Annotated in this window: 18 protein-coding genes; 9 read left to right on the top strand and 9 right to left on the bottom strand. The window is 60.2% G+C overall.

Annotated features, from left to right (window positions below; all coding sequences use genetic code 11):
* Positions 1-8 precede the first annotated feature (8 nt).
* The 6 genes from lpxK to ACVDG9_RS04240 are packed head-to-tail and all read right to left on the bottom strand — an operon-like array spanning position 9 to position 5520.
* The gene (gene lpxK, locus ACVDG9_RS04265; RefSeq protein WP_447237356.1) at positions 9-1031 is read right to left on the bottom strand and encodes a tetraacyldisaccharide 4'-kinase; all 1023 of its coding nucleotides are present in this window, start codon (positions 1029-1031) and stop codon (positions 9-11) included.
* Positions 1028-2344 (bottom strand): 3-deoxy-D-manno-octulosonic acid transferase, encoded by a 1317-nt coding sequence (locus ACVDG9_RS04260; RefSeq protein ID WP_447237355.1) that lies wholly within the window; start codon positions 2342-2344, stop codon positions 1028-1030. The genes lpxK and ACVDG9_RS04260 overlap by 4 nt, the downstream gene beginning before the upstream one ends.
* On the bottom strand, positions 2337-3035 hold the full coding sequence (locus ACVDG9_RS04255; protein WP_055657809.1) for a lysophospholipid acyltransferase family protein: 699 nt from the start codon (positions 3033-3035) through the stop codon (positions 2337-2339). Before ACVDG9_RS04255 ends, ACVDG9_RS04260 begins: the two co-directional genes overlap by 8 nt.
* Before the next feature lie 32 nt (positions 3036-3067).
* A complete protein-coding gene (locus ACVDG9_RS04250) occupies positions 3068-3307 on the bottom strand; it encodes a DUF4170 domain-containing protein (RefSeq protein WP_023002035.1) in 240 nt (79 codons plus the stop codon).
* A gap of 34 nt (positions 3308-3341) precedes the next feature.
* The gene (locus ACVDG9_RS04245; protein WP_447237354.1) at positions 3342-4190 is read right to left on the bottom strand and encodes a 3'(2'),5'-bisphosphate nucleotidase CysQ; all 849 of its coding nucleotides are present in this window, start codon (positions 4188-4190) and stop codon (positions 3342-3344) included.
* Positions 4177-5520, bottom strand: a complete 1344-nt coding sequence (locus ACVDG9_RS04240) for a TldD/PmbA family protein (RefSeq protein ID WP_023002037.1) — start codon at positions 5518-5520, stop codon at positions 4177-4179. The genes ACVDG9_RS04245 and ACVDG9_RS04240 overlap by 14 nt, the downstream gene beginning before the upstream one ends.
* A gap of 443 nt (positions 5521-5963) precedes the next feature.
* On the opposite strand from ACVDG9_RS04240, the gene ACVDG9_RS04235 reads away from it, so the two are divergent.
* Positions 5964-6554 carry a DUF6101 family protein gene (locus tag ACVDG9_RS04235; protein ID WP_208984425.1) on the top strand — a complete coding sequence of 197 codons (591 nt, stop codon included), beginning with the start codon at positions 5964-5966 and terminating at the stop codon, positions 6552-6554.
* A 52-nt stretch (positions 6555-6606) separates the two neighbouring features.
* On the opposite strand, the gene ubiA is transcribed toward ACVDG9_RS04235, so the two are convergent.
* Positions 6607-7563, bottom strand: a complete 957-nt coding sequence (ubiA, locus tag ACVDG9_RS04230) for a 4-hydroxybenzoate octaprenyltransferase (RefSeq protein ID WP_055657806.1) — start codon at positions 7561-7563, stop codon at positions 6607-6609.
* Between the two features lie 368 nt (positions 7564-7931).
* Here ubiA and purD point away from each other — a divergent pair, with 368 nt between their 5' ends.
* From purD to ACVDG9_RS04200, 6 genes are all read left to right on the top strand, one after another.
* Positions 7932-9203: a phosphoribosylamine--glycine ligase gene (purD, locus tag ACVDG9_RS04225; RefSeq protein ID WP_447237353.1), complete on the top strand. Its 1272-nt coding sequence runs from the start codon at positions 7932-7934 to the stop codon at positions 9201-9203.
* 110 nt (positions 9204-9313) lie between these two features.
* On the top strand, positions 9314-10231 hold the full coding sequence (locus ACVDG9_RS04220) for an alpha/beta fold hydrolase (RefSeq protein WP_447237352.1): 918 nt from the start codon (positions 9314-9316) through the stop codon (positions 10229-10231).
* Between the two features lie 427 nt (positions 10232-10658).
* The gene (locus tag ACVDG9_RS04215; protein WP_447237351.1) at positions 10659-13808 is read left to right on the top strand and encodes a bifunctional diguanylate cyclase/phosphodiesterase; all 3150 of its coding nucleotides are present in this window, start codon (positions 10659-10661) and stop codon (positions 13806-13808) included.
* Between the two features lie 123 nt (positions 13809-13931).
* On the top strand, positions 13932-14780 hold the full coding sequence (locus ACVDG9_RS04210) for a patatin-like phospholipase family protein (RefSeq protein WP_447237350.1): 849 nt from the start codon (positions 13932-13934) through the stop codon (positions 14778-14780).
* 202 nt (positions 14781-14982) lie between these two features.
* Entirely contained in the window at positions 14983-15240 is a 258-nt protein-coding gene (locus ACVDG9_RS04205) for a hypothetical protein (protein ID WP_367020489.1), read from the top strand.
* A 268-nt stretch (positions 15241-15508) separates the two neighbouring features.
* Positions 15509-16318: an MBL fold metallo-hydrolase gene (locus ACVDG9_RS04200; RefSeq protein WP_075282267.1), complete on the top strand. Its 810-nt coding sequence runs from the start codon at positions 15509-15511 to the stop codon at positions 16316-16318.
* Between the two features lie 57 nt (positions 16319-16375).
* Here the strand turns inward: ACVDG9_RS04200 and rsmD are convergent, their stop codons facing one another.
* Positions 16376-16933, bottom strand: a complete 558-nt coding sequence (gene rsmD / locus ACVDG9_RS04195; protein WP_023002046.1) for a 16S rRNA (guanine(966)-N(2))-methyltransferase RsmD — start codon at positions 16931-16933, stop codon at positions 16376-16378.
* Entirely contained in the window at positions 16930-18348 is a 1419-nt protein-coding gene (locus ACVDG9_RS04190; protein ID WP_208997775.1) for a pseudouridine synthase, read from the bottom strand. Before ACVDG9_RS04190 ends, rsmD begins: the two co-directional genes overlap by 4 nt.
* Before the next feature lie 218 nt (positions 18349-18566).
* On the opposite strand from ACVDG9_RS04190, the gene ACVDG9_RS04185 reads away from it, so the two are divergent.
* Positions 18567-19028 (top strand): nucleoside deaminase, encoded by a 462-nt coding sequence (locus tag ACVDG9_RS04185; protein ID WP_447237349.1) that lies wholly within the window; start codon positions 18567-18569, stop codon positions 19026-19028.
* 162 nt (positions 19029-19190) lie between these two features.
* Entirely contained in the window at positions 19191-20375 is a 1185-nt protein-coding gene (locus ACVDG9_RS04180) for a porin (RefSeq protein WP_447237348.1), read from the top strand.
* Positions 20376-20429: the final 54 nt, after the last annotated feature.

Below are 20429 nucleotides of genomic sequence, written 5' to 3'. Positions count from 1 at the left end.
AAGCAGCCTCATTTTCCGAACTGACGCCGACGTAGCCGCTCTTTGATGAGTGACGCCAGCCTGTCTTCGTCGTCGATCTCCATTCGCACTTCCAGAACGGCCGCACTGGATGCGATCCAGTGGAACAGCTCTCCCGTCGACGTTTCCAGCCTGGCCATGTCCTTGGACGTCGTCACCAGCTTGAACCCGGCTTCCTCGGCTTCGGTCAGCAGCGCACGCACGTCGGCTTGCGTGTATTGATGGTGATCGGGGAATTCCCGCGTTTTCCTCACGTCGTAGCCAAGCGATTTCAGCGTATCGAAGAATTTCTGCGGTCTGCCGATGCCCGCAAATGCAAAGAGCCTGCTTCCCGCCAGTTCATCGTTCGGCTGTGGCCGCACATGCGCGTGAAGGATCGGCAGCCCCTTGCGTCCGGCCAGATGCACAGCTTCCTCTGCCGCATCCCCCTCGCCTACCAGGACCAGGCAATCGGCCTTCACGATCTGCTTGGCCGCAGGTGCCCGCAAGGGCCCGGCAGGCAGACACTTGCCATTGCCGAACCCCACGCTGCAATCGACCAGCACCAGGCTGAGATCCTTGGCCAGCGCCGGGTTCTGAAATCCGTCATCCATCAAAAGGACATCAATGGGTTGCTGTTCGGCAAGCCGTGCCCCCGACGGCCTGTCGGCCGCAATCACGGTTGGACCGTACCGGGCCAGCAACAAGGCCTCGTCACCGACAACATCGGCGTCATGCATGCCGGCATCGACGAGGAGCGGCCCCTTTGCCTTGCCGCCGTAACCGCGCAGCAGGAAACCGGGCCGCAAGCCTTCTTCCTGCAATCTGTAGGACAGTTCGATGGCGAAGGGGGTCTTTCCGGTTCCGCCAACGACGAAATTGCCGACGCAGATTACAGGCAACCGGCTTTTCGCTTTCGGCTTCTTCAACATGCGGCGGCCAGAGACCAGTCCGTAAATCCAGCCTGCCGGCGACAGCAGCCAACTTGCCAGTGTCTGTCCCGGCTTCCACCAGAAGTCGGGCGCCGACTTCATGCGCGGCCCCGCGGCAGCGGATCGTCAGTCGCCGGACCTGCTTTTCCCAGCATGGCTTGCAACACTTTCAGGGTTTCGGCCAAGGCACCGCGCCCGGCCTCGACCAGGGCTCTTGCTCTTTCCGCCTGCGCTCGGGCAGCGTCAGCATCGCGCAAAAGACTGCCGACACAATCTGCCAGGTTCTCCGGCAACTCCGCTTTCAGCGAAGCCCGCCGGCTCCAGAAGTCCTTGTAGACGGCTCGGGCGTTCGCAACACGCGGGCCAGTGACCAGCGCGGAGCCCGACAATGCAGCTTCCACCGGGTTATGACCGCCTGCATCGTTGAATGAACCACCCAAAAACGTCACCGGTGCCAATCTGTAAAAAAGTCCCATCTCGCCCAGTGTATCACCGAGATAGACATCTGTGTCCGTTTCAATTGCCTGATCCAGACTTCGACGCGCCGCAAGCAGGCCACGGCTATCGATCATGGCCGCAATATCATCTGTCCGAACGGGATGTCGCGGCACCAGGACCAGCAGGAGACCGGGAAATTCCTCGGTGAGACGGCCAAAGGCCTCGAGCACGATTTCGTCCTCGCCCGGATGCGTCAGGGCGGCCAGCCAGACAGGACGCGCTCCTGTCTGTGCCAACAGGGCGGTTGCCTGGCCTTCGTCCACGGCCGGGTCCGGTGCATCGAATTTCAGATTGCCGGGCGTTGAAACATTGCGGCAGCCCAACAGGCGGAACCGCTCGCCGTCGGCGGCGCTTTGCGCCAGAACCATGTCCAGACACCGAAACAGATATCCGGAAATACGCGGAAAGCGCGCCCAGCTTCGATACGACCGGTCCGACAGGCGGCCATTGAGAAGCACGAAGGGCGTTTGCCGTGAACGCATTTCATCAAAAAGGCACGGCCAGATTTCGGACTCGACCACCATCGCCAGGTCCGGGGACCAGTGGTCAAGAAATCGGCAGATCGGCCCAGGCGCATCGAATGGCATGAACTGGTGGATCGCCCCTTCCGGCAAGCGGCCCTGTGCCAGCTGTGCCGCCGTCACGGTGACAGTGGTCAGGAGCACCTTGTTGCCGGACCCCGTCAGTTCATCAACCAGCGGCAGCACGGATACGGTTTCACCGACACTGGCCGCATGGATCCAGATAAGCTTGCCGGCAGGCCGGCTTGTTGCGCTCCGTCCGAAACGCTCCCCCTTGCGGGCCGGCAATTCCTTGCCGGAGCGGCTGCGCAGCCAGAAAAGCAGATTGAACAGAGGCGTCAGGGCCCGTGCAAGGCCCCTGTAGAGACTGAAGACAAGGGGTCGCCGGTCAGCCATCCGCCCTTCCGACCAGCTCGTAAGCACGTTTCGTTGCGGCGTTGAGCCCCTCTTCCACCTTGAGGCGATATTCCTCAAGCGTGTCGTCGTCCGCATCGGCGGGAACCCAGATGAGATCACTCACCGCGATGCTGCCCCGGCCGAACGGCAGGTTGACGCTGGCCTTGTCCCAACTGTTCAGCTCGATGCTGCGGCTGGTTGCCACCGCCACAGGCAGGACGGGACGGCCCGAATGCTTCGCAAGCTGAACGATGCCAACGCCGGACTTGCGGGCCGGACCTTTGGGCACATCCGCCGTCATGGCGATGGAATAGCCTTCCTTGAGCGCACGAAGCGCCTCGATGAAACCACGCATGCCGCCGCGCTTTTTTATCTGGCGTGCGTTCTTGCCGCCGGAGGCACGGATCAGGCCGAGGCCGAGCTTGCGGGCCGCGATCGCGTTGACCTCGCCATCGGCAGACCGGGAAATCATCACCTTGGCGGGCCAGTGAGCCGGCTTGGCGAAGGGCACCATGAAGTGCTGGCCGTGCCACATGGCCACGATAACCGGGAGATCCTGTTCGGAACGTTCGTGCACGCCCTCCGGATCGATCACGAACCGGTTGGTACGGTAGACCAGTTTCAGGTAAACGGCCATCAAAGTGCCGATGCTGGCCAGAACCCAGGGCTGACGGCCGAGGCGTTTTATCATTTGGTGTTGTCGCCTGAGAGAGCTGCGCTGCCTTAAGAAGCCGTTTCCGGATCGAGCAAGCGGTGCATGTGGACGATGAAGTAACGCATATGAGCGTTGTCGACCGTCGCCTGCGCCTTGGACTTCCAGGCTTTGTAGGCTTCGGCATAATTCGGGTAGATTCCGACGATATCCAGTTCGTCCAGATCGCGGAACGTCAGCCCTTCCGGTGATTCCAGCTCGCCGCCGAACACAAGATGAAGGAGCTGCTTCGGAGTATCGGTATTACTCATCAATATCCTCGCTTTCGTCGCTGCAACCGGTCTGTTACCTGATCAGGTCGTCGAGCGCGTCGCGCACAGGCCCGATCAGCGCAACAGGAGCTGCGATCAGGGCCGGGTGGCCGGTCTTGGCGCGGTTGTAGATCAGGTTCCGACCCGACAGGTCGGTCAATACACCGCCCGCTTCCTGCACCAAAAGATCCGCCGCCGCAAGATCCCAATCGCTCGGCCCGCCTCGTGCGGCCCCGACATCGACCCGTCCCGCCGCCACGATCGCCAGCCGATAGGCCAGGGAGCGCAGGATTTCCGTGCCGACAAAACCTGCAGCGACAACGTCCTGATTGGCAACAATGGAATGAGGTCCGGTCAAGGTTGCGCCGGAAAGGCCGGTGCGATCTGACACCGCCAGTCGTGCCCCATTGAGCCAGGCTCCGCCGCCTGAACGGGCCAGAAACATCTCGTCCCGGCGCGGGCAAAAGACCGAAGCTGCAACGGGCCGACCGGCCTCGACCACGGCAATCGCCACCGTCCATTCGTCGCCGCCCGCCAGAAAGGCTCGCGTGCCGTCAATCGGATCGACAATAAAGACACGCTCGTGGTTGAGCCGGCTGCGGTCGTCTGCGGTTTCCTCCGAAAGCCAGCCGTAGTCCGGCCGCGCGGACCGAAGGTAGTCCGCGAGAAAACGGTCTACCGCGAGATCTGCCTCGGAAACCGGCGACATGCCCGCCTTGCCCTTGTACCAGGTCTCCGGATCCTGACCGAAGAAACCCAGCGCAATATCGCCCGCCTGGCGCGCAGCCAACTCCAACAGGCGCAGGTCCGCGTCCCTTCCGGCTTCATCCAGCCCGATTTCGCTTCGTCCGGTGTCGTTCAGGCCCTTGTCAGCTTCCGGCAAGGGCCATTCCTTCAATCATGACCGAGGGAGTGGCTGCCGAATAACGGTTGTCGAGGTCGCTGCCGGGCACGAGCCGTGCAAACATGTCCTTCAGATTGCCTGCAATGGTGATTTCACTGACGGCTTCTACGATCTGGCCGTTTTCGAACCAGAACCCGGCTGCCCCGCGCGAATAGTCACCGGTAAGGCCGTTTACGCCGTGACCGATCAGGTCGGTCACCAGCAGGCCCTGCCCGGCTTCCGCCATCAATTCTTCCAGCGATTTTTCGCCAGGCATCAATGTGACGTTCGTTGCGCCAGGCGACGTGCCGCTGCCACTGCGGTGCGCCCGGCCATTGGGCGTCAGGCCCAGTTCGCGTGCGGAAGCACCGTCCAGAAACCAGTGTCGCAGGACACCGTCTTCAATGACATCGAGACGCTCCGCCCGGGTCCCTTCCCCGTCGAAGGGGCGTGTTGCGGCACCCCGGCGTTTGAACGGGTCGTCAACCACCTGGATGCCAGGTGCGAACACGGCCTCGCCCATCCGGTCTTTCAGGAAGCTGGTCTTGCGCGCAATTGCGGCCCCGTTGATCGCCCCGACAAGGTGCCCCAGAATGCTGCGGGCAGCGCGCGATTCATAAATGACGTTCGCGGTACGGGTCGAAAGCTTGTTCGGGTTGAGACGGCGCACAGCTCTTTCACCGGCCCTGCGTCCGATCTCCGCCGGTGCTTCCAGGTCTTCGTAATAGGTACGACTGTCGAAATCGTAATCCCGCTCCATGCCGGTCCCTTCCCCTGCGACGGCTGTCATGGACATGCCATAGCGGGACGACATATAGGACCCCTGGAACCCATGGCTGGTCGCCAGAACGACACCGGCAAGACGCCAGGAGGCCCCCGCACCGCCGGATTTGGTGACGCCTTCGACTTCCAGACCGGCAGCTTCCGCTTCCAGCGCAATCTGCGTCAGATCCTCGGCAGTCATTTCCTTTGTGTCCAGAAGCTCGAGTTCCGGAAACTCCTTCACGAGAAGATCCTGATCGGCAAGACCGGCATAGGGATCTTCCGGCGCGACCTTGGCCATGGCGACGGCCCGTTCAGCCAGGCTTGCCGGATCATCGAGACGGTTGGCTGAGACAGCAGCAGTACGCTTGCCGACAAACACCCTCAAGGTGACATCGTCGCCTTCGGCGCGCTCGGTTTCTTCCACCTTGCCTTCGCGAACATCGACCGAAAGCGAGACACCGGTAACCGCAATCGCGTCGCAGGCGTCAGCTCCGGCCTTGCGGGCTGCTTCCACCAGACGGGCTGCCCGAGATTGCAATTCGCTTTGATCAATCAGTTCCGACATCGTGTCCGCTCTTTCGTCTTCTGGTTCGGCAGTTGTTTACGCCCCGCACGGCTGCGCTGCAACTGTCGGGGCCTTTTGCGGGCAATCCGGTCGTGCCGGGCGCCTTCCAGAGCCATGGTTTTCCCCTGATAGGTGGGAAATGGGATTTTGAGCCGGTTCCGGCAAGAGGTTGCAATGCCGCAGCGCCTCATCCGATTTTCGTAATGATGACCGCAAGATAGGCGGGATCGGGACAGGGTGGAAAATTCATTCAAAGGTTGTATCAAGTCGAATCTGCCACATGACTGAACAAGGTGTTACCTGTCTGATTACATTCCAGTAACCCTCTTATAAATCAGACTTTTTTAACTCTGTATCTTAAGTGGTTCACGACTTTTCTTCAGTAGATTGAATGCATCGAGAGACCAAAAATGGTCCGACCTAAAGGTCCGGTGGAGAGTCATTTGAGACGTCAAACAGAAATACAGGAAATGGTAGCAACCGGGGTCGGCGCCCAAACGATGCCGCATCCCGGTTGCCTGCCGGCCCACTTCGAGCAACGCCTTGAAAACCGGCCGGGTACCCCTTCCCTGCCAGCCGAAATTTTCCTGGATCGCGACAGGGCGGTCATCAAGCGGCGGGTTGCCGGTGTTCCGGTGACGGTGGTGGTGCCCGCTCAAGGTTTCGATGGTGTCATGGTCCGGATCGTTCCGGGCGCGGTGCCGGGCGAAATCGTGGCGGCACTGATCCTGAAACATCCCGATAGCGCGCTGTCGATCACCCTGGCCGAAACCGAGAAATCCGACGACCTCGCGGTCCTGTGGAGCCGGTGGGCCCAGGTGTTCAACCTGCCTATGCTGGTGTGTGACCTCGGCGGCAAGGTAAAGCCGATCGAAGCCTACAGCGCCGTTCCGGCTTCAAAACCTGCGCCCCGGCGCAAGCTGCGCCTATTGACCGGCCGCCGTCCGCGCTTCCTGAATCGCCGTCTTCCCGGCCGGCAGGAACCTTCGGCAACCGTCCACGCCAATGAGCGTGAGATCATTGCCCGCACCTGAGCGTGCACACGACAGTTTTCAAAAAAAGCCCCGCTGAGCGGGGCTTTTTTCGTTAGAGCGCACCGATAAGGGCATCGGCGAAGAAACCGAAGAACAGGATCCAGCCATAGGTCCCGTTGGATCGGAACAGTTGCAGGCACTGATCGCCGTCATCGATATCCAGTACGACGATCTGCCACCCCAGGTGAATGACGCCAGCCAGGATGCCGATAAAAGCGGCCGGACCGGCATCGGCAAAGATCGCAGCCAGAAAGAACAGCGCGGTTGCGCAGCTGTAGAGCAGGATGAGAGCCGGCTTGGTGTGCTCATCGAAGAGGCGGGCCGTCGACTTCACACCGACAAGCGCATCGTCCTCCTTGTCCTGATGGGCGTAGATCGTGTCGTAGCCGATCGTCCAGCAGATGCCGCCGATATAGAGAAACACCGGTGACCAGGACAGGGACCCAAAGGCGGCCGCCCAGCCCATGAGCGCCCCCCAGGAAAAGGCGAACCCCAGAAACAGCTGCGGCCAGTTGGTGATGCGCTTCATGAACGGGTAGACCGCAACCGGCAGCAGCGAGGCGATGCCCAGCCAGATCGTGTAGGTGTTGAACTGCAGCAGCACCGCAAGGCCGATGAGGGCCTGGACCACCAGAAAGATCTTTGCCTGAAGTCTGGACACCTGCCCCGCCGGGATGGGCCGGGAGCGGGTCCGCTCGACCTTGGAATCGATGTCGACGTCGACGAGGTCGTTGTAGGTGCAGCCTGCACCGCGCATGGCAACCGCACCGATGAAAAACAGAACCATGTGCCAGGGGTCCGGCCAGGCCTTGCCACCGGCGACCGCCGCCAATGCCGCCGACCAGAAACAGGGCCACAGCAACAGCCACCAACCAATCGGACGTTCCCAGCGGGCAAGACGCGCATAGGGGCGCAGGCCAGCCGGCAGCCGCGTGTCCACCCAGTGCTGCTTGACCGCATCTGCAACCGGCCCCGTGTCGTTCGTGGAAAACACTTTCGATCCGTCCATTTCTCGATTATCCGGCGGAAACGCTCCTGCTTTCCGCCCTTCTCAGGTTCTTTTAGCGATTTTCAGCAGGAAATTCATCCCGCAAGAGGTCACAGGGGCGCTATCGTGAAACTCAGAGTTGGGCAAGGTGCCATGGTCTGACGACCCAACCCCGGTCAGCCCTCGGTTTCCTCTTCGCGCTTGCCACACCTGGCTGACAAGCGTTCCGGCCTTTTCCTGGGCGCGGAAACCACCTCTCCCGCCGCGTCACAAGTTGGGCTGTGACCGGCAGAAATGCGCCGTTGCACGCGCCGCCAATTGCGGTATGCCGCCCTCCGTGTTAGGGGACGGCCCTCTTGCTTCAACCTTCACGAAGAGACTGCCCGTTTATGAAACTTCTCCTGATCGGATCCGGCGGCCGCGAACACGCGCTCGCCTGGGCGCTGGCAAAATCTCCCAAGCTGACCAAGCTCTATGCGGCGCCCGGCAATGCCGGGATTGCCGAGGTGGCCGAGCTTTGCAATCTGGACACCGCGGATCATCAGGCAGTCATCGGTTTCTGTCGCGAAAATGCCATCGATCTTGTGGTCGTCGGCCCCGAGGCACCGCTTGTGGCGGGCCTTGTCGATGATCTGGAAGCGGCCGGGATCAAGGCTTTCGGTCCGTCCAGGGCAGCAGCACAACTGGAGGGCTCCAAGGCCTTCACCAAAGGCGTGTGCGACGAAGCAGATATTCCGACCGCCGGATACGGCCGCTTTGATACGGCAGATGCCGCGCTCGCCTATGTCCGGGAAAAAGGTGCACCGATTGTCGTCAAAGCCGACGGGCTTGCAGCCGGCAAGGGCGTCGTAGTCGCCATGACCCTGAAAGACGCCGAAGAGGCGGTAACGGCCTGTTTTGAAGGCTCGTTCGGGGCTGCAGGTGCGGAAGTCGTCATCGAGGAATTCCTGGAAGGCGAGGAAGCGAGCTTCTTCGTGTTGTCCGACGGCACCAACGCACTGCCGCTTGCCACCGCCCAGGACCACAAACGCGCCTATGATGGTGACGAAGGCCCGAATACCGGCGGCATGGGCGCTTACTCGCCCGCTCCCGTCCTGACAGATGCACTGATTGCCGAGGTGATGCGTACCATCATCGAGCCGACAATCGCGACACTGGCCAAACGTGGCACCCCTTTCAAGGGCGTTCTCTATGCGGGTCTGATGATCGGCAAGAACGGCCCGAAGTTGATCGAATACAATACCCGCTTCGGTGATCCGGAATGCCAGGTCCTGATGATGCGCCTCAAGAGCGACCTGCTGGAGCTGCTGCTTGCAAGCGTCGAGGGCCGGCTGGACCAGACAACGGCAGACTGGCGCGACGAAGCCGCACTGACGGTCGTCATGGCCGCCAAGGGTTACCCGGGCAGCTACGACAAGGGCACGGAAATCCGTGGTCTCGATACACCAGCAACGGATGACGTTGCCGTCTTTCACGCAGGCACCAAACGCGATGGCACGCAGATCCTGGCAAATGGCGGACGCGTTTTGAACGTGACGGCGGTCGGCACCACCGTTCGCGAGGCACAGCAACGGGCCTACGAGCGGATCCGCGACATCGACTGGCCGGAAGGCTTCTGCCGAACCGACATCGGCTGGCGGGCCATCGCCCGGGAAAGCTGAGGCCGAGCCAGGCGAAAAACCGGCAATCGTGGCATTTCCGGTTTCCGGGACTTGGCAGGCGCTTGAAAGCAAAGGTAATCTTCTCCCCGGTGCGGGCTGGGGAGACAGACGTGAAAAACGACCTGCCGGATCTGTTTCCGGGGTTTGACAGCATCACTGTGGAAGCCAACGATGTGCGGCTGTTCTGCCGGACCGGCGGGTCCGGTCCACCGTTGCTTTTGCTGCACGGCTACCCGCAATCTCATGTCTGCTGGCACAAGGTGGCCCCGCAGCTTGCCGAACACTTCACGCTCGTCCTGCCCGACCTGCCAGGGTATGGCCGTTCGTCCGTGCCGCCGCTATCACACGATCACGCGGCCTATTCCAAACGAAGCATGGCCTCGGTCATGGTCGAGCTCATGAAGGTGCTCGGCCACTCGACGTTCTTTCTGGCTGGCCATGACCGTGGCGGCCGGGTGGCTTACCGCCTTGCCCTCGATCACCCGCAAGCCCTTCTGAAGGTCGCCGTTCTCGACATCCTTCCGACATGTGACTATTGGGACCGGATGGACAGGCTGTTCGGCCTCAAGATCTATCACTGGATGTTTCTGGCCCAGGCTGCGCCTTTCCCGGAAAAAACTATTTCTGCCGCACCGATACGATTTCTCGATCACACGCTGGCCAGCTGGACTGCGGCCAAGACCCTGTCGTGCTTTTCCAAGGAAGCCATGGCGCATAACCGTGACTGGTTTTGCGAACCAGACCGGGTATCGGCAACCTGCGAGGACTACCGCGCAGGTGCAACGGTCGACTACGACCACGACCGGGCGGATCTGGATGCGGGAAGAAAGATCCTTGTTCCCCTTCTTGCACTTTGGGGAAGTAAAGGTATCGCCACCAGCGTGGACGATCCGCTTGAAGTCTGGCGGAGCTGGTCAAGGACCGCTGTCGGCGCCGCGCTTCCCGGTGGGCACTTCCTGCCCGAAGAAGCCCCGGAAGAGACGGTCACTGCCCTTCTCGAGTTCTTCGCAAGCGCATCAGAGAGTTGATAGAACCGCGCCATACGACTTGTTTGCCAAGTTGAGGCTGGCTCGCGTCAATCGGCTGGGTCGAACACAGACGCTTGGGCGGCGATATTACCTCAACTGGTGACGCTCAAAGGTGATCGTCTGATTTAGATCAAACTATTTTGCTGCATCGCCAATCATCAGGCTCAGCGCAAATACATTTGATCTTGAGACTGGAAGAATTCCTCTCGGATGAATTCTATTCTTAATAAGCCTTAAGGAACACATTCAATACAATTTAACCAATACAGCCTATTGAGAAAATTGGCAGTGATGGTTTGCATAACTTCGCCGTGCCCGGTGACCATAACAAACAGCGGACTGTCCTTGCCGATCAAAGAGGAGCTACGGCTGCTCGGGGGAACGGGTGCAACGCGTGGGCAAGCAAGAGTTTTGGCAAGACAAGGACTTGCGCGACGAGAAATCGCGCACGCATGCGCACGGGCGAAGTCCGAGTGCCATTCTTGACCAGATCCTGGCGCGGTGGTGCAAGGACGAAACCCGTTTCGAAAAACCCCTTCGCGTCGTTTTTCTGTCGTTTCTCTGCCTGACAGTTGCCGTCCTGACGCTCCAGAACGTGGTGACGGAATATCGTACGCTGAGCGAGCCGCAGGACCTGATCGTCAGGACGACTGAACGTCTTTTGATGCATCAAAGGGCGTTGGGGGAACAAACACTCGATCAGGCAGTCAGTGTCGTCAGCGCCGACACCGATCTGCAGACAGCCATCCGCAAGAAAGACACCGCCAACATCAAGGCCGTTGCCGACAGGGTCTTTGCCGGAAAAGCTGCCGATCTCAATATTGCGGAATTGACCATCTATTCCGCCGACCAGCAGATCGTCTATCGCGCGCAAAGCAATGCCACCCCGGCACAGGATTCCGCCAGCTTCGAGACCGAACTGAATTCCAACCGTTTTCGCGAAGTCGATGCTATCGAACTCGGCCGCAACAACGAGTTCATCGTCAGCGTGCTGAAACCCTGGCTCGTTGAGGGAACCCGGATCGGGTATCTGAAACTCGCGATCAATATCGAACAATCGCTCGCGCTGGCCAGTTCCGCGGTCAATGCCCAGATCGTCAAGGCCTGCGAAGTCGCCGAAGCAGGTGATTCCAGCACGGTTCACTACAAGGTTCTGGGCAATCTGACGCCGACCGGCTTCGACTTCAGCAAGATCGCCTCCAACGGCCACTTCGCCGGCTTCAACAGCTTCTTCCTCCAGAACAGCAAGGTGTTCATGGTTCGCGATCTGCCAATTATGGTCGTAACCCCGAACAACGACGTGAAGCTTCTGCTGGTAAAGGACATCACGGACAACATCTGGGACTTTGCCAAGGGGACATTGCTTTCTCTGATGGCAGGCATCGGTCTGGCGCTGCTCGCATGGACGGTGGTCTTTCGTCTCCTGTCCCGTCTTCAGTCCTCCGTGCAGCTGACGCGTTCGCGTCTCGAGGCAGAAGTTCTGGACAATACCCTGAAGCTGGAAAGCAGCACGCTTCAACTTATCGAAGCCCAGCGGATTGCGCATGTGGGCAGCTGGGAACGCGATATCGCTTCAAACGAAATCCTGGGCTCGGAAGAATACTACCGAGTCATGAAGATCCCGCCGAACCTTCCGGCAAACGAGATCCAGGCCTATCTCTTTGATCGTATTCCCGGTGACGACCGGAAGAAAACCCTGGACGCGGTCAACGCAGCGGTGAAATCCTGCGGTGAATTCGACACTGAACACCCGCTGGTACATGACGACGGCACCATCCAGTATCTGCACGTTCGCGGGTATGTGCTTGCCGGTCGGGATGGTAAGGCATCCAAGGTGATCGGGACCGTTCACGACATCACCGACCGATGCCTGGCAGAACGCAGGAACCATCTGCTGGCCAATATTCTGGAGTCCTCGCTCAACGAGATCTACATCCTCGACGCGGAAACCTTCCAGATCGAATATGCCAACCGCTGTGCCCTGGCCAATCTCGGCTACACGATCGAAGAGCTGAAATCCCAGAAAATCGGCGATATCGATCCCGTTTACGACCCGAACACGGTCCGGCGCCACGTCGCGCCCCTCCTGAAAGGACATCGGGACAACCTGTCGGTCGAAAGCGTTCACCGGCGCAAGGACGGCACGGAATATCCGGTCGATCTCAGGGTACAGCTTCTCCGCGATCAGGACCGCGACCTGTTCGTGGCCATTGCCAATGATGTTTCCGAACGGGTGCAGCGGGAAAACGAAACCCGCGAAGCCAAGGTCCGGGCGGAGCGCCTGGCCTATTTTGACCCCCTGACCAAACTGTCCAACCGCGCCGGCTGCCAGCGCGATGCCAAGGAGCGTTTCGCCCGGAGCGAGAAGCCGGCGTTCCTGGTTCACGTCGACATGGACGGATTCAAGCGGGTCAACGATACGCTCGGCCATCTTGCCGGCGATCATTGCCTGGAAGAGACGGGCCGCCGGCTGCGCGAAGTCTGCCGTGGGCTGGGCACGGCCTATCGCTGGGGAGGCGACGAGTTCGTCATTCTGGCGGAAAGCGGAACGTCGGATCCCAACGAGTTGTGCGAACGGGCGCGCCGGATCATGCGGATGCCGATGGAGTTCAACGGCAACAGGTTCTGGCCGACCGTCAGCATGGGACTGGCACTGTGCCCGGAGGACAGTGACAACTTCGACACGCTTCTGGTCAATGCCGATCTCGCGCTTTACCAGTCCAAGGAAAACGGCAAGGACCGGTATACTTTCTTCCGTCCGGATATGCGCACAGACAGCGAAACGGAAGCACAGATCGAGCTGGAACTGAAGGACGCGGTCAAGAACGATCAGTTCTTCCTCGTGTTCCAGCCGCAGGTCAACCTGCGCACTCAGGCCGTTACCGGCATCGAAGCGCTGGTACGCTGGCGACACCCCGAACGCGGCACGGTTTCGCCCGGAGACTTTCTGCCGGTCGTGGAAAAATCCGGTCTGGCGCCGATCCTGGGTGAGATTGTCATCGACAAGGCTTTTGCCGCTGCCCGGCACTGGATCGACCAGGGCCTCGATTTTGGCCGCATCTCCGTGAACATCTCGCCATCGCACCTGTCGTCCGGGCTGCTGCTCGAGCACTTCAAGGCCGCGATGGAAAAGCACAATGTCGGACCGGAGCGGATCACTGCCGAGGTTCTGGAATCGGTGTTCCTGAACGACAACCGGTCGGGTCACCTGGCTGCGCTGCGGCAACTCTTCGAGCTCGGCGTTCATATCGAGCTGGATGATTTCGGCACCGGCTATGCGTCCCTCTCCCATGTCTCGGACTTGCCGATAAACGGGCTGAAGATCGACCGCTCCTTCACGCGCCAGATGCTTCAGGACCCGAAAAAGGAAGTGATCGTCAACCAGCTCATCCATCTGGCCCGATCGCTCAACATCGGCATCGTCTGCGAAGGCGTTGAAACCGAAGAGCAATACGACCGGCTGCGGATGATGGGCGATTTCTCGATCCAGGGTTACCTGATTGCCCGGCCGATGCCGTTTGATCATGCAACGGACTGGATGTCGGAAGCCGCGGACGATCTATACTTCGTGATCTGATTTTTTCCGGCACTGAGAGGGTTTTCCTGTTCGCAACTGCCGTTGCAGGCAGTTGCAAGGTTGGCAAGGCGCGCGTCAGCCCCCATGTGCAGGGAGTAACGCTCTCAATGCCGGACCCGCGCCATGCCCTCTACCTCCTCCCCCAGAATCGGTCTTGCCCTTGGCGGCGGTGGTGCGCGCGGCCTCGCCCACGTACCCGTTCTGGAAGCGCTGGATGACCTGGGCATAAAACCTGTCCGGATCAACGGCACGTCCATCGGTGCCCTGATGGGGGCGGCCTATGCCAGTGGTCGCAGTGGCCAGGAAATCCGCGACATTGCGCTGGAGATTTTTGCTGATCGCAACAGTGTGTTGTCGCGCCTGTGGCAGTTGAGACCACGCAAGTTCGCAGATGTGTTCCGTGGCGGCCCGGTGCAGTTCGACCCGCTTCGCGTGCTGGAAGTGTTTGTTTCGGACTATCTGTCCGAAACGTTCGAAGACCTGGAAATCCCGCTGCGTATGCTGGCGACGGACTTCTATCGCTGCGAGGAAGTGGATTTTGAAAGTGGCCCCTTGCTGCCTGCCCTGGCCGCCTCGATAGCGATTCCCGCGGTTTTCAGACCCGTGCGCTATGGCGACCGGTTTCTGATCGACGGCGGCGTCGTCAATCCACTGCCTTTCGACGGGCTCAGGGCGAGTTGCGATATCGTCATTGCCGTTGATGTCGTTGGCGCGCCGGTGCCGCGAGACAACAAGGATGACATCAGCATGCTGGATTCCCTGTTCGGCTCTTCCCAGATCCTGATGCAGACCATCACAAAGCAAAAACTGAAATCAGATCAACCGGATATCCTGGTCAGCCCGCCCCATGACTCCATCCGGGTTCTGGACTTCATGAAAGCCGAGAGCATACTGGATAAGGCGGAATCCTTGCGTACAGTTACCAGGGAAAAACTGGAGGAACTGATAAAAGAAACAATGGAAGTTACTTGATGGCAACATCAGCAGATTTATCCGTATAATTCCTTTTTATTGGACCCGACTTTGCGTTTAACAAATCATTAATCTTACTCCTAAATACTTTTCTCAATCTATTAGGAGAAGGTCAATGCGGCCATCGGGATCAACAGATTTGGAAGCCTGTCCAGTATCGGACGATTTGCTGAAACGGTTGCTGGATGCAACGTTGAACGCAGTGACTGATGTCGGATGCCAGCTGCCGGAACAGCAGCGCGCGGCACTTGCCGTCTACTGCTATCGCCGTGCGCATTTCCGCCGTCTGGGTCTTTCGCTGGCCTCGCTTTGCAGCCAGCAGGCGCTGGTCATGGAGGCCGGGCACGCGGGTGATCTTATCTACCGCCAGGCAAGCAGCGCCGGATTCATGAGCGAAGGCGACGCGGCCAACCGGACGGCAAAGTCCGGGAAACCGCCGGTCAGTCTTTACGTGGTCTGAAAGTCAATTCCGGGGCTGGTTCTTCCTCCCACCCGCCCCCACCTCAGGCAACCGCCTTTGCAGCTACAAGCGCAGGCCGGTTGCCTTTTCTTTTGGCATCCCCTTCCAAAACGTCTCAAGTTTCAGGCAAACGGGCAGCGTACACCTCGACATGCCTTGCCGTTGGCGGTCTGCCCCCTAGTATTTTGCTCAGGTGTGGTTTTCGGGATGGACTGACATGGCGATGTGCTTTTTCCCAATTCACGGACGGCGACAGAAGGCCGGCGGATTGTTCCGGCTGGTTCCGGTGCTGCTCGGCCTTCTGGTTACGGCTGTTGTTGCAGGACCCGCATTCGCGGTCTGTCAACTGGTTGCTGACGCCCCCTACCGAGCGCCCGGGCCGGACGAAATGCGCATCTGGCGCGCGTCTCTTCAGGCAAATGAAGTCCAGATCCGCTACATCGGCCATTCCACCTTTGAACTTGAAACGCCAAAGGGCGTGCGGATCGCAACCGACTACAACGACAGTGTCCGCCCGCTTCTGCCGCCGGATGTAGCCACGATGAACGGGGCTCACAGCACGCATTACTCCATCAGCCCGGATCCTAACATCGAACATCTTCTGTACGGCTGGAACCCGAAGGGCGGGCCGCTGGACCATGACATCACTGTTGATGATGTCCGCATCCGCAATATCCAGACCAACATCCGCGGCTGGGACGGGGAAGAGCGCCGGCTCGGCAATTCGATCTTCATCTTCGAGGTCGCCGACATGTGCATTGCGCATCTCGGCCACCTGCATCACCGGCTTACGCAGGAAGATCTCGTCCGCCTTGGTCAGATCGACGTCGTATTTGCGGCCATAGACAATTCCTCGACCCTTCGGCTGGACAGCCTGATGGACGTTCTGGAAAGCATCGGCCCTGCGATGGTCGTGCCGATGCACTTCCATTTTTCCGGAGCACTTCAGGCCTTTGTCGGGCGAGCACAGGAGGCAGGGTATGACATCGTGCGGGCGCAAACGCCGGCCCTGATCGTCAGCCGTTCCAGCCTGCCAACGCGGAAAACCGCCTACATCATGATGCCGGGCGGCGCCTGACGGACGAAGGAAATCCCATAGCGAGACGAGAGGGTTGATGGCGGGCAGAAAGAGACTTCAGCCGCCATATCGCAGGAACACGACCTGGCTATCGCCTGCCTGGCGGCGGTCGAGTTCCTCGAAGCCTTCGGGAACATCGATGTGAGCTGAAGATCTCTCTTCAAGCACGCACAAGGCGCCCTGTTTCAGCCAGTCTCCGCCCGCTGCCGAAGCAAGGGCCTTTTCACCCAGCTTCTTGTCATAGGGAGGGTCGGCAAACACCAGATCGAATGGCTCGATGGTGCCTGCACTGCCAAGGCGGGTGGCATCGCGCCGGAAGATCTTGGCAGCGCCATTGAGGCCCAGGGCCTCCATGTTCCGGCGAATGATGCCGCGCGCTTCCGTCCCTTCTTCGATGAAAGTGCAATGGCGGGCGCCCCGGCTGATCGCCTCGAAGCCCAGCGCGCCCGTGCCGGCAAAAAGATCCAGGACCCTTGCATCTTCAAGATCAACATCCAGGCCATGAGCCAGGATGTTGAAAATGGTTTCACGCAATCGGTCGCTGGTCGGCCGTGTGTCGTGCGATTTCGGCGCGGCCAGAGCCGCGCCCTTGAAACGCCCGGCGACTATTCTCACGAACGATCTCCGCGACGCGGCGGACGTCCACCTTTCGGAGGCCCGCGCCGGTCGTCCTTGTCACGGCTGGAGCGGCGTTCCTGCTGCTTGTCTTCGACCACGCCTTCCTCGCCCCAGATGCGGCGCGGCGGCGGTGTGAAACGCTCTTCACCGAAATCCTTGCGAGGTTTCGGTTCGGACGTCAGGCGGAAACGGGAGCGCGGCGAGACTTTTACTTTTTCCTGGCGCGGCCCGGCATTCTTGCGCGGCCCCTGGCCGGATGCCTTCTTGCGATCTTCACGCTTTTCGTTGCGTTCAGTCTTGGCTGCGCGCTTGCGATCGGTCTCACTACGGCCTTCTCGCGCGGTCATCCAGCGACCCTGGCTGGCTTCACGCTTGCCGCCATCCCTGCCGCTACTTTCCCGGCCGCCACCTTCCCGGCCACCGCCACGCTTGGCGCCTGCTGACTTCTTTTCCGCTTCCGGCTTGGGGGCATGAAAGATCGGAGCGTCAAAATCCGCACCGGCTTCCTCGGCCAGCGTATCGCCCAACTGGTCACGCAAAACGCGGCCCCGGATTTCACGGACGTCGCCTTCCGGCAGATCCATCAGCTGGAACGGGCCATAGGACAGGCGGATCAGGCGGTTCACGGCAAGGCCGAGATGTTCCAGAACCCGCTTGACCTCACGGTTCTTGCCTTCGCGCAGGCCGACCGTCATCCAGACGTTGTTGCCCTGCTCCTTGTCGAGCGTCGCCTCGATCGCGCCGTAGAGCACGCCATCGATCGCGATACCGTCCTTCAATGTGTCGAGATCCGCCTGGGTCACCTTGCCGAAGGCGCGCACGCGGTAGCGGCGCAACCAGCCGGTGGCCGGCAATTCCAGAACGCGCGCCAGGCCGCCATCATTGGTCAGGAGCAGCAAGCCTTCAGTGTTGATGTCGAGCCGGCCCACGGTCAGGACGCGCGGGAGATCATCGGGCAAGCGCTGGAACACCGTCGGACGGCCTTCCGGATCCTTGTTGGTCGTCACCAGACCCCGTGGCTTGTGGTAGAGCCAGAGCCGGGTGCGCTCGCGCATCGGCAACGGTTCCCCGTCCACCAGCACCTTGTCGTCTGCTGTCACTGTTACCGCAGGCGTGGTCAACAGCTTGCCGTTGAGCTCAACCCTGCCATTTTCGATCCACACTTCCGCCTCTCGGCGAGAACACAGGCCGACGCGCGCCATGACCTTGGCAATGCGTTCCCCACGATCATTGGCTTCGTCTGCCAGCGGTGCAGTCGCCGGTCTCGGCGCCCGTTTTTCGAAGTCGCCCTTTTTGGGGCCGGCTTTCGATTTGTCGTTCGGTGCGGACCGGCGCTTTTCCGGTGCACGTTTATCGCGTCCCCGGCCTTTTGCGGGACCCGGGCGCTCGGAAGAGAATTTTCTTGTCGTCATGCGCGCGTCATAGCAGAGCTTGAGCCTTTCGGGAATCGCTTGTTTTCTGCATAAACCGCAGAGGCGCCGTGCTCCGGATGCATGGCAGTGGCCTGACGCCTCCGCGAAGGCCCTGTCCGGGGCTGACGACCGGCATAATAACGGGTAAACAGAACAAAGCCGACAGCCTCTCAAATCGAGGCTGAACCCTACACTTACGCTCCGACTCACCCTGCTCGATGCTTACCACTTCTGCCAATCAGACATCTTTCATGGATCTCGCGCTCGAAGAGGCCGAGAAAGCGGCGGCACGCGGTGAAGTGCCGGTCGGTGCGGTGCTCGTTCGCGATGGTGAAGTGATCGCTCGAGACGGGAACCGGACGCTGGAGCTCAACGATCCGACAGCTCACGCAGAAATTCTCGTGATCCGCTCCGCATGCGAACGGGCAGCTTCGCAACGCCTTCCGGACTACGATCTCTACGTGACGCTCGAACCGTGTCCCATGTGTGCGGGAGCGATCTCCTTCGCGCGGGTCCGCCGGCTTTACTATGGCGCAGGAGATAAAAAGGGCGGCGCGGTCGATCATGGCACCCGCTTTTTCTGCCAGCCGACCTGTCATCACGCACCGGATGTCTATTCCGGCATAGGCGCGACACGCGCGGCGGGGTTGCTCAGATCGTTCTTTCAGGCAAAGCGTTAAACGGTTTTCAAGTTAAATTGACCGGATTGCCCGTTGCTCAAAAGCAACAACATCAACCAATCGCTCATATCTGCTGATTTCACCTCTCCGAGAGGCTGAAACTGACATCTACGAACGGCATAATGTGCGTGGGGGTATTTCCGCACTTCATCGGAGTATCAAATGACTCGTAATGTTGTTCTCGGGGCAATTGCCGGTTTCTTCGCGGCCGCAAGTCCGGCTCTTTCGGCCGACCTGCCAGTGGCTCCGGAACCTGTCGACTATGTCCGGATCTGTGACGCCTACGGCGCGCGCTTCTATTACATTCCCGGCACCGAAACCTGCCTGCGCGTAGGTGGTCGTGTCCGGACCGAATTCCGCGTCCGCAACTTCGGCGAGGCCGAAAACGCCTGGGGCGACCGGGACACCGACGGTTACCAGTGGCGTTCGCGCGGGTATCTCTACCTTGATGCACGTACCGCGACCGAATTCGGCACACTGCGTGCCTTTATCGAATCCTACATCACGCTGACCAACGCATCGACTTCGACCACGCTGGACAAAGCCTATATCCAGTGGGGCGGCCTGCTGGCCGGTCACAACGGTTCGAACTTCGACTTCTTCACCGGATATGCCTTCAACGCGCAGATCGAAAGCTATTCCGATCGCAAGCTGAATCAGGTCGCCTATACGATGGCCTTCGGCAACGGCTTCAATGCGACTGTCGCGCTGGAAGACCGTTCGGGCCGCGAAGAGAATATCGCGTTCAACGGCACCAACCAGAGCTATGGCGGCACCCGCGCTCCGGACTTCGTCGCGGCACTGGGCGTCAACCAGGGCTGGGGCCAGGCCCAGATCATGGGTGCTCTTCACCAGGTCTATCCGAGCGCTGCCTACAACGGTCTTGCAGGCCGGACGGAAGACGAACTCGGCTGGGCAGCTGGTGCCGGCGTAACCGTGAACTTCGGTGGCTTTGCCAAGGGCGGTGCGATCTCCCTGCAGGCCGTCTATACCGATGGCGCCAGCGGATACGGGTCCACGGGCTGGAACAGCCGCATCACCGATGCGGTCTGGAATGGCAGCAGCACCGAGACCACCAAGACGCTGAACATCTTCGGCGGCGTGACGCTCGGCGTAACCGACACCGTTCAGGTGAATGTCGAAGGCGGCTACCATGATGTCGATGGCGGCACCAGCGCCTATGACTTCACCCAGTGGGACGCGACCGCAAACGTGGTCTGGGAACCGGTCTCCGGCTTCCTGATGGGCCCGGAATTCCAGTATCGTGACGTCGACTACAGCCGCTCCTCCGGCCTGAACGACACCTACGAGCTCTACGGGACCTTTCGTCTGCAGCGCACATTCTGATGCCTTTACCCTGGCAAAGGAAAACCCCGGGCACTTCGCCCGGGGTTTTCGGTT

The sequence above is a fragment of the Roseibium sp. RP-7 genome, from assembly GCF_053005225.1.
Note: the sequence above shows the minus strand (reverse complement) of the source record. Positions and strands in the feature narration are given on the sequence as shown.

What these genes read in the sequence shown, in the direction of transcription:
- lpxK (WP_447237356.1), bottom strand. Translation starts at nt 1,031, where the DNA reads ATGAAGTCGGCGCCCGACTTCTGGTGGAAGCCGGGACAGACACTGGCA.
- ACVDG9_RS04260 (WP_447237355.1), bottom strand. Translation starts at nt 2,344, where the DNA reads ATGGCTGACCGGCGACCCCTTGTCTTCAGTCTCTACAGGGGCCTTGCA.
- ACVDG9_RS04255 (WP_055657809.1), bottom strand. Translation starts at nt 3,035, where the DNA reads ATGATAAAACGCCTCGGCCGTCAGCCCTGGGTTCTGGCCAGCATCGGC.
- ACVDG9_RS04250 (WP_023002035.1), bottom strand. Translation starts at nt 3,307, where the DNA reads ATGAGTAATACCGATACTCCGAAGCAGCTCCTTCATCTTGTGTTCGGC.
- ACVDG9_RS04240 (WP_023002037.1), bottom strand. Translation starts at nt 5,520, where the DNA reads ATGTCGGAACTGATTGATCAAAGCGAATTGCAATCTCGGGCAGCCCGT.
- ubiA (WP_055657806.1), bottom strand. Translation starts at nt 7,563, where the DNA reads ATGGACGGATCGAAAGTGTTTTCCACGAACGACACGGGGCCGGTTGCA.
- purD (WP_447237353.1), top strand. Translation starts at nt 7,932, where the DNA reads ATGAAACTTCTCCTGATCGGATCCGGCGGCCGCGAACACGCGCTCGCC.
- ACVDG9_RS04210 (WP_447237350.1), top strand. Translation starts at nt 13,932, where the DNA reads ATGCCCTCTACCTCCTCCCCCAGAATCGGTCTTGCCCTTGGCGGCGGT.
- ACVDG9_RS04190 (WP_208997775.1), bottom strand. Translation starts at nt 18,348, where the DNA reads ATGACGACAAGAAAATTCTCTTCCGAGCGCCCGGGTCCCGCAAAAGGC.
- ACVDG9_RS04185 (WP_447237349.1), top strand. Translation starts at nt 18,567, where the DNA reads ATGCTTACCACTTCTGCCAATCAGACATCTTTCATGGATCTCGCGCTC.
- ACVDG9_RS04180 (WP_447237348.1), top strand. Translation starts at nt 19,191, where the DNA reads ATGACTCGTAATGTTGTTCTCGGGGCAATTGCCGGTTTCTTCGCGGCC.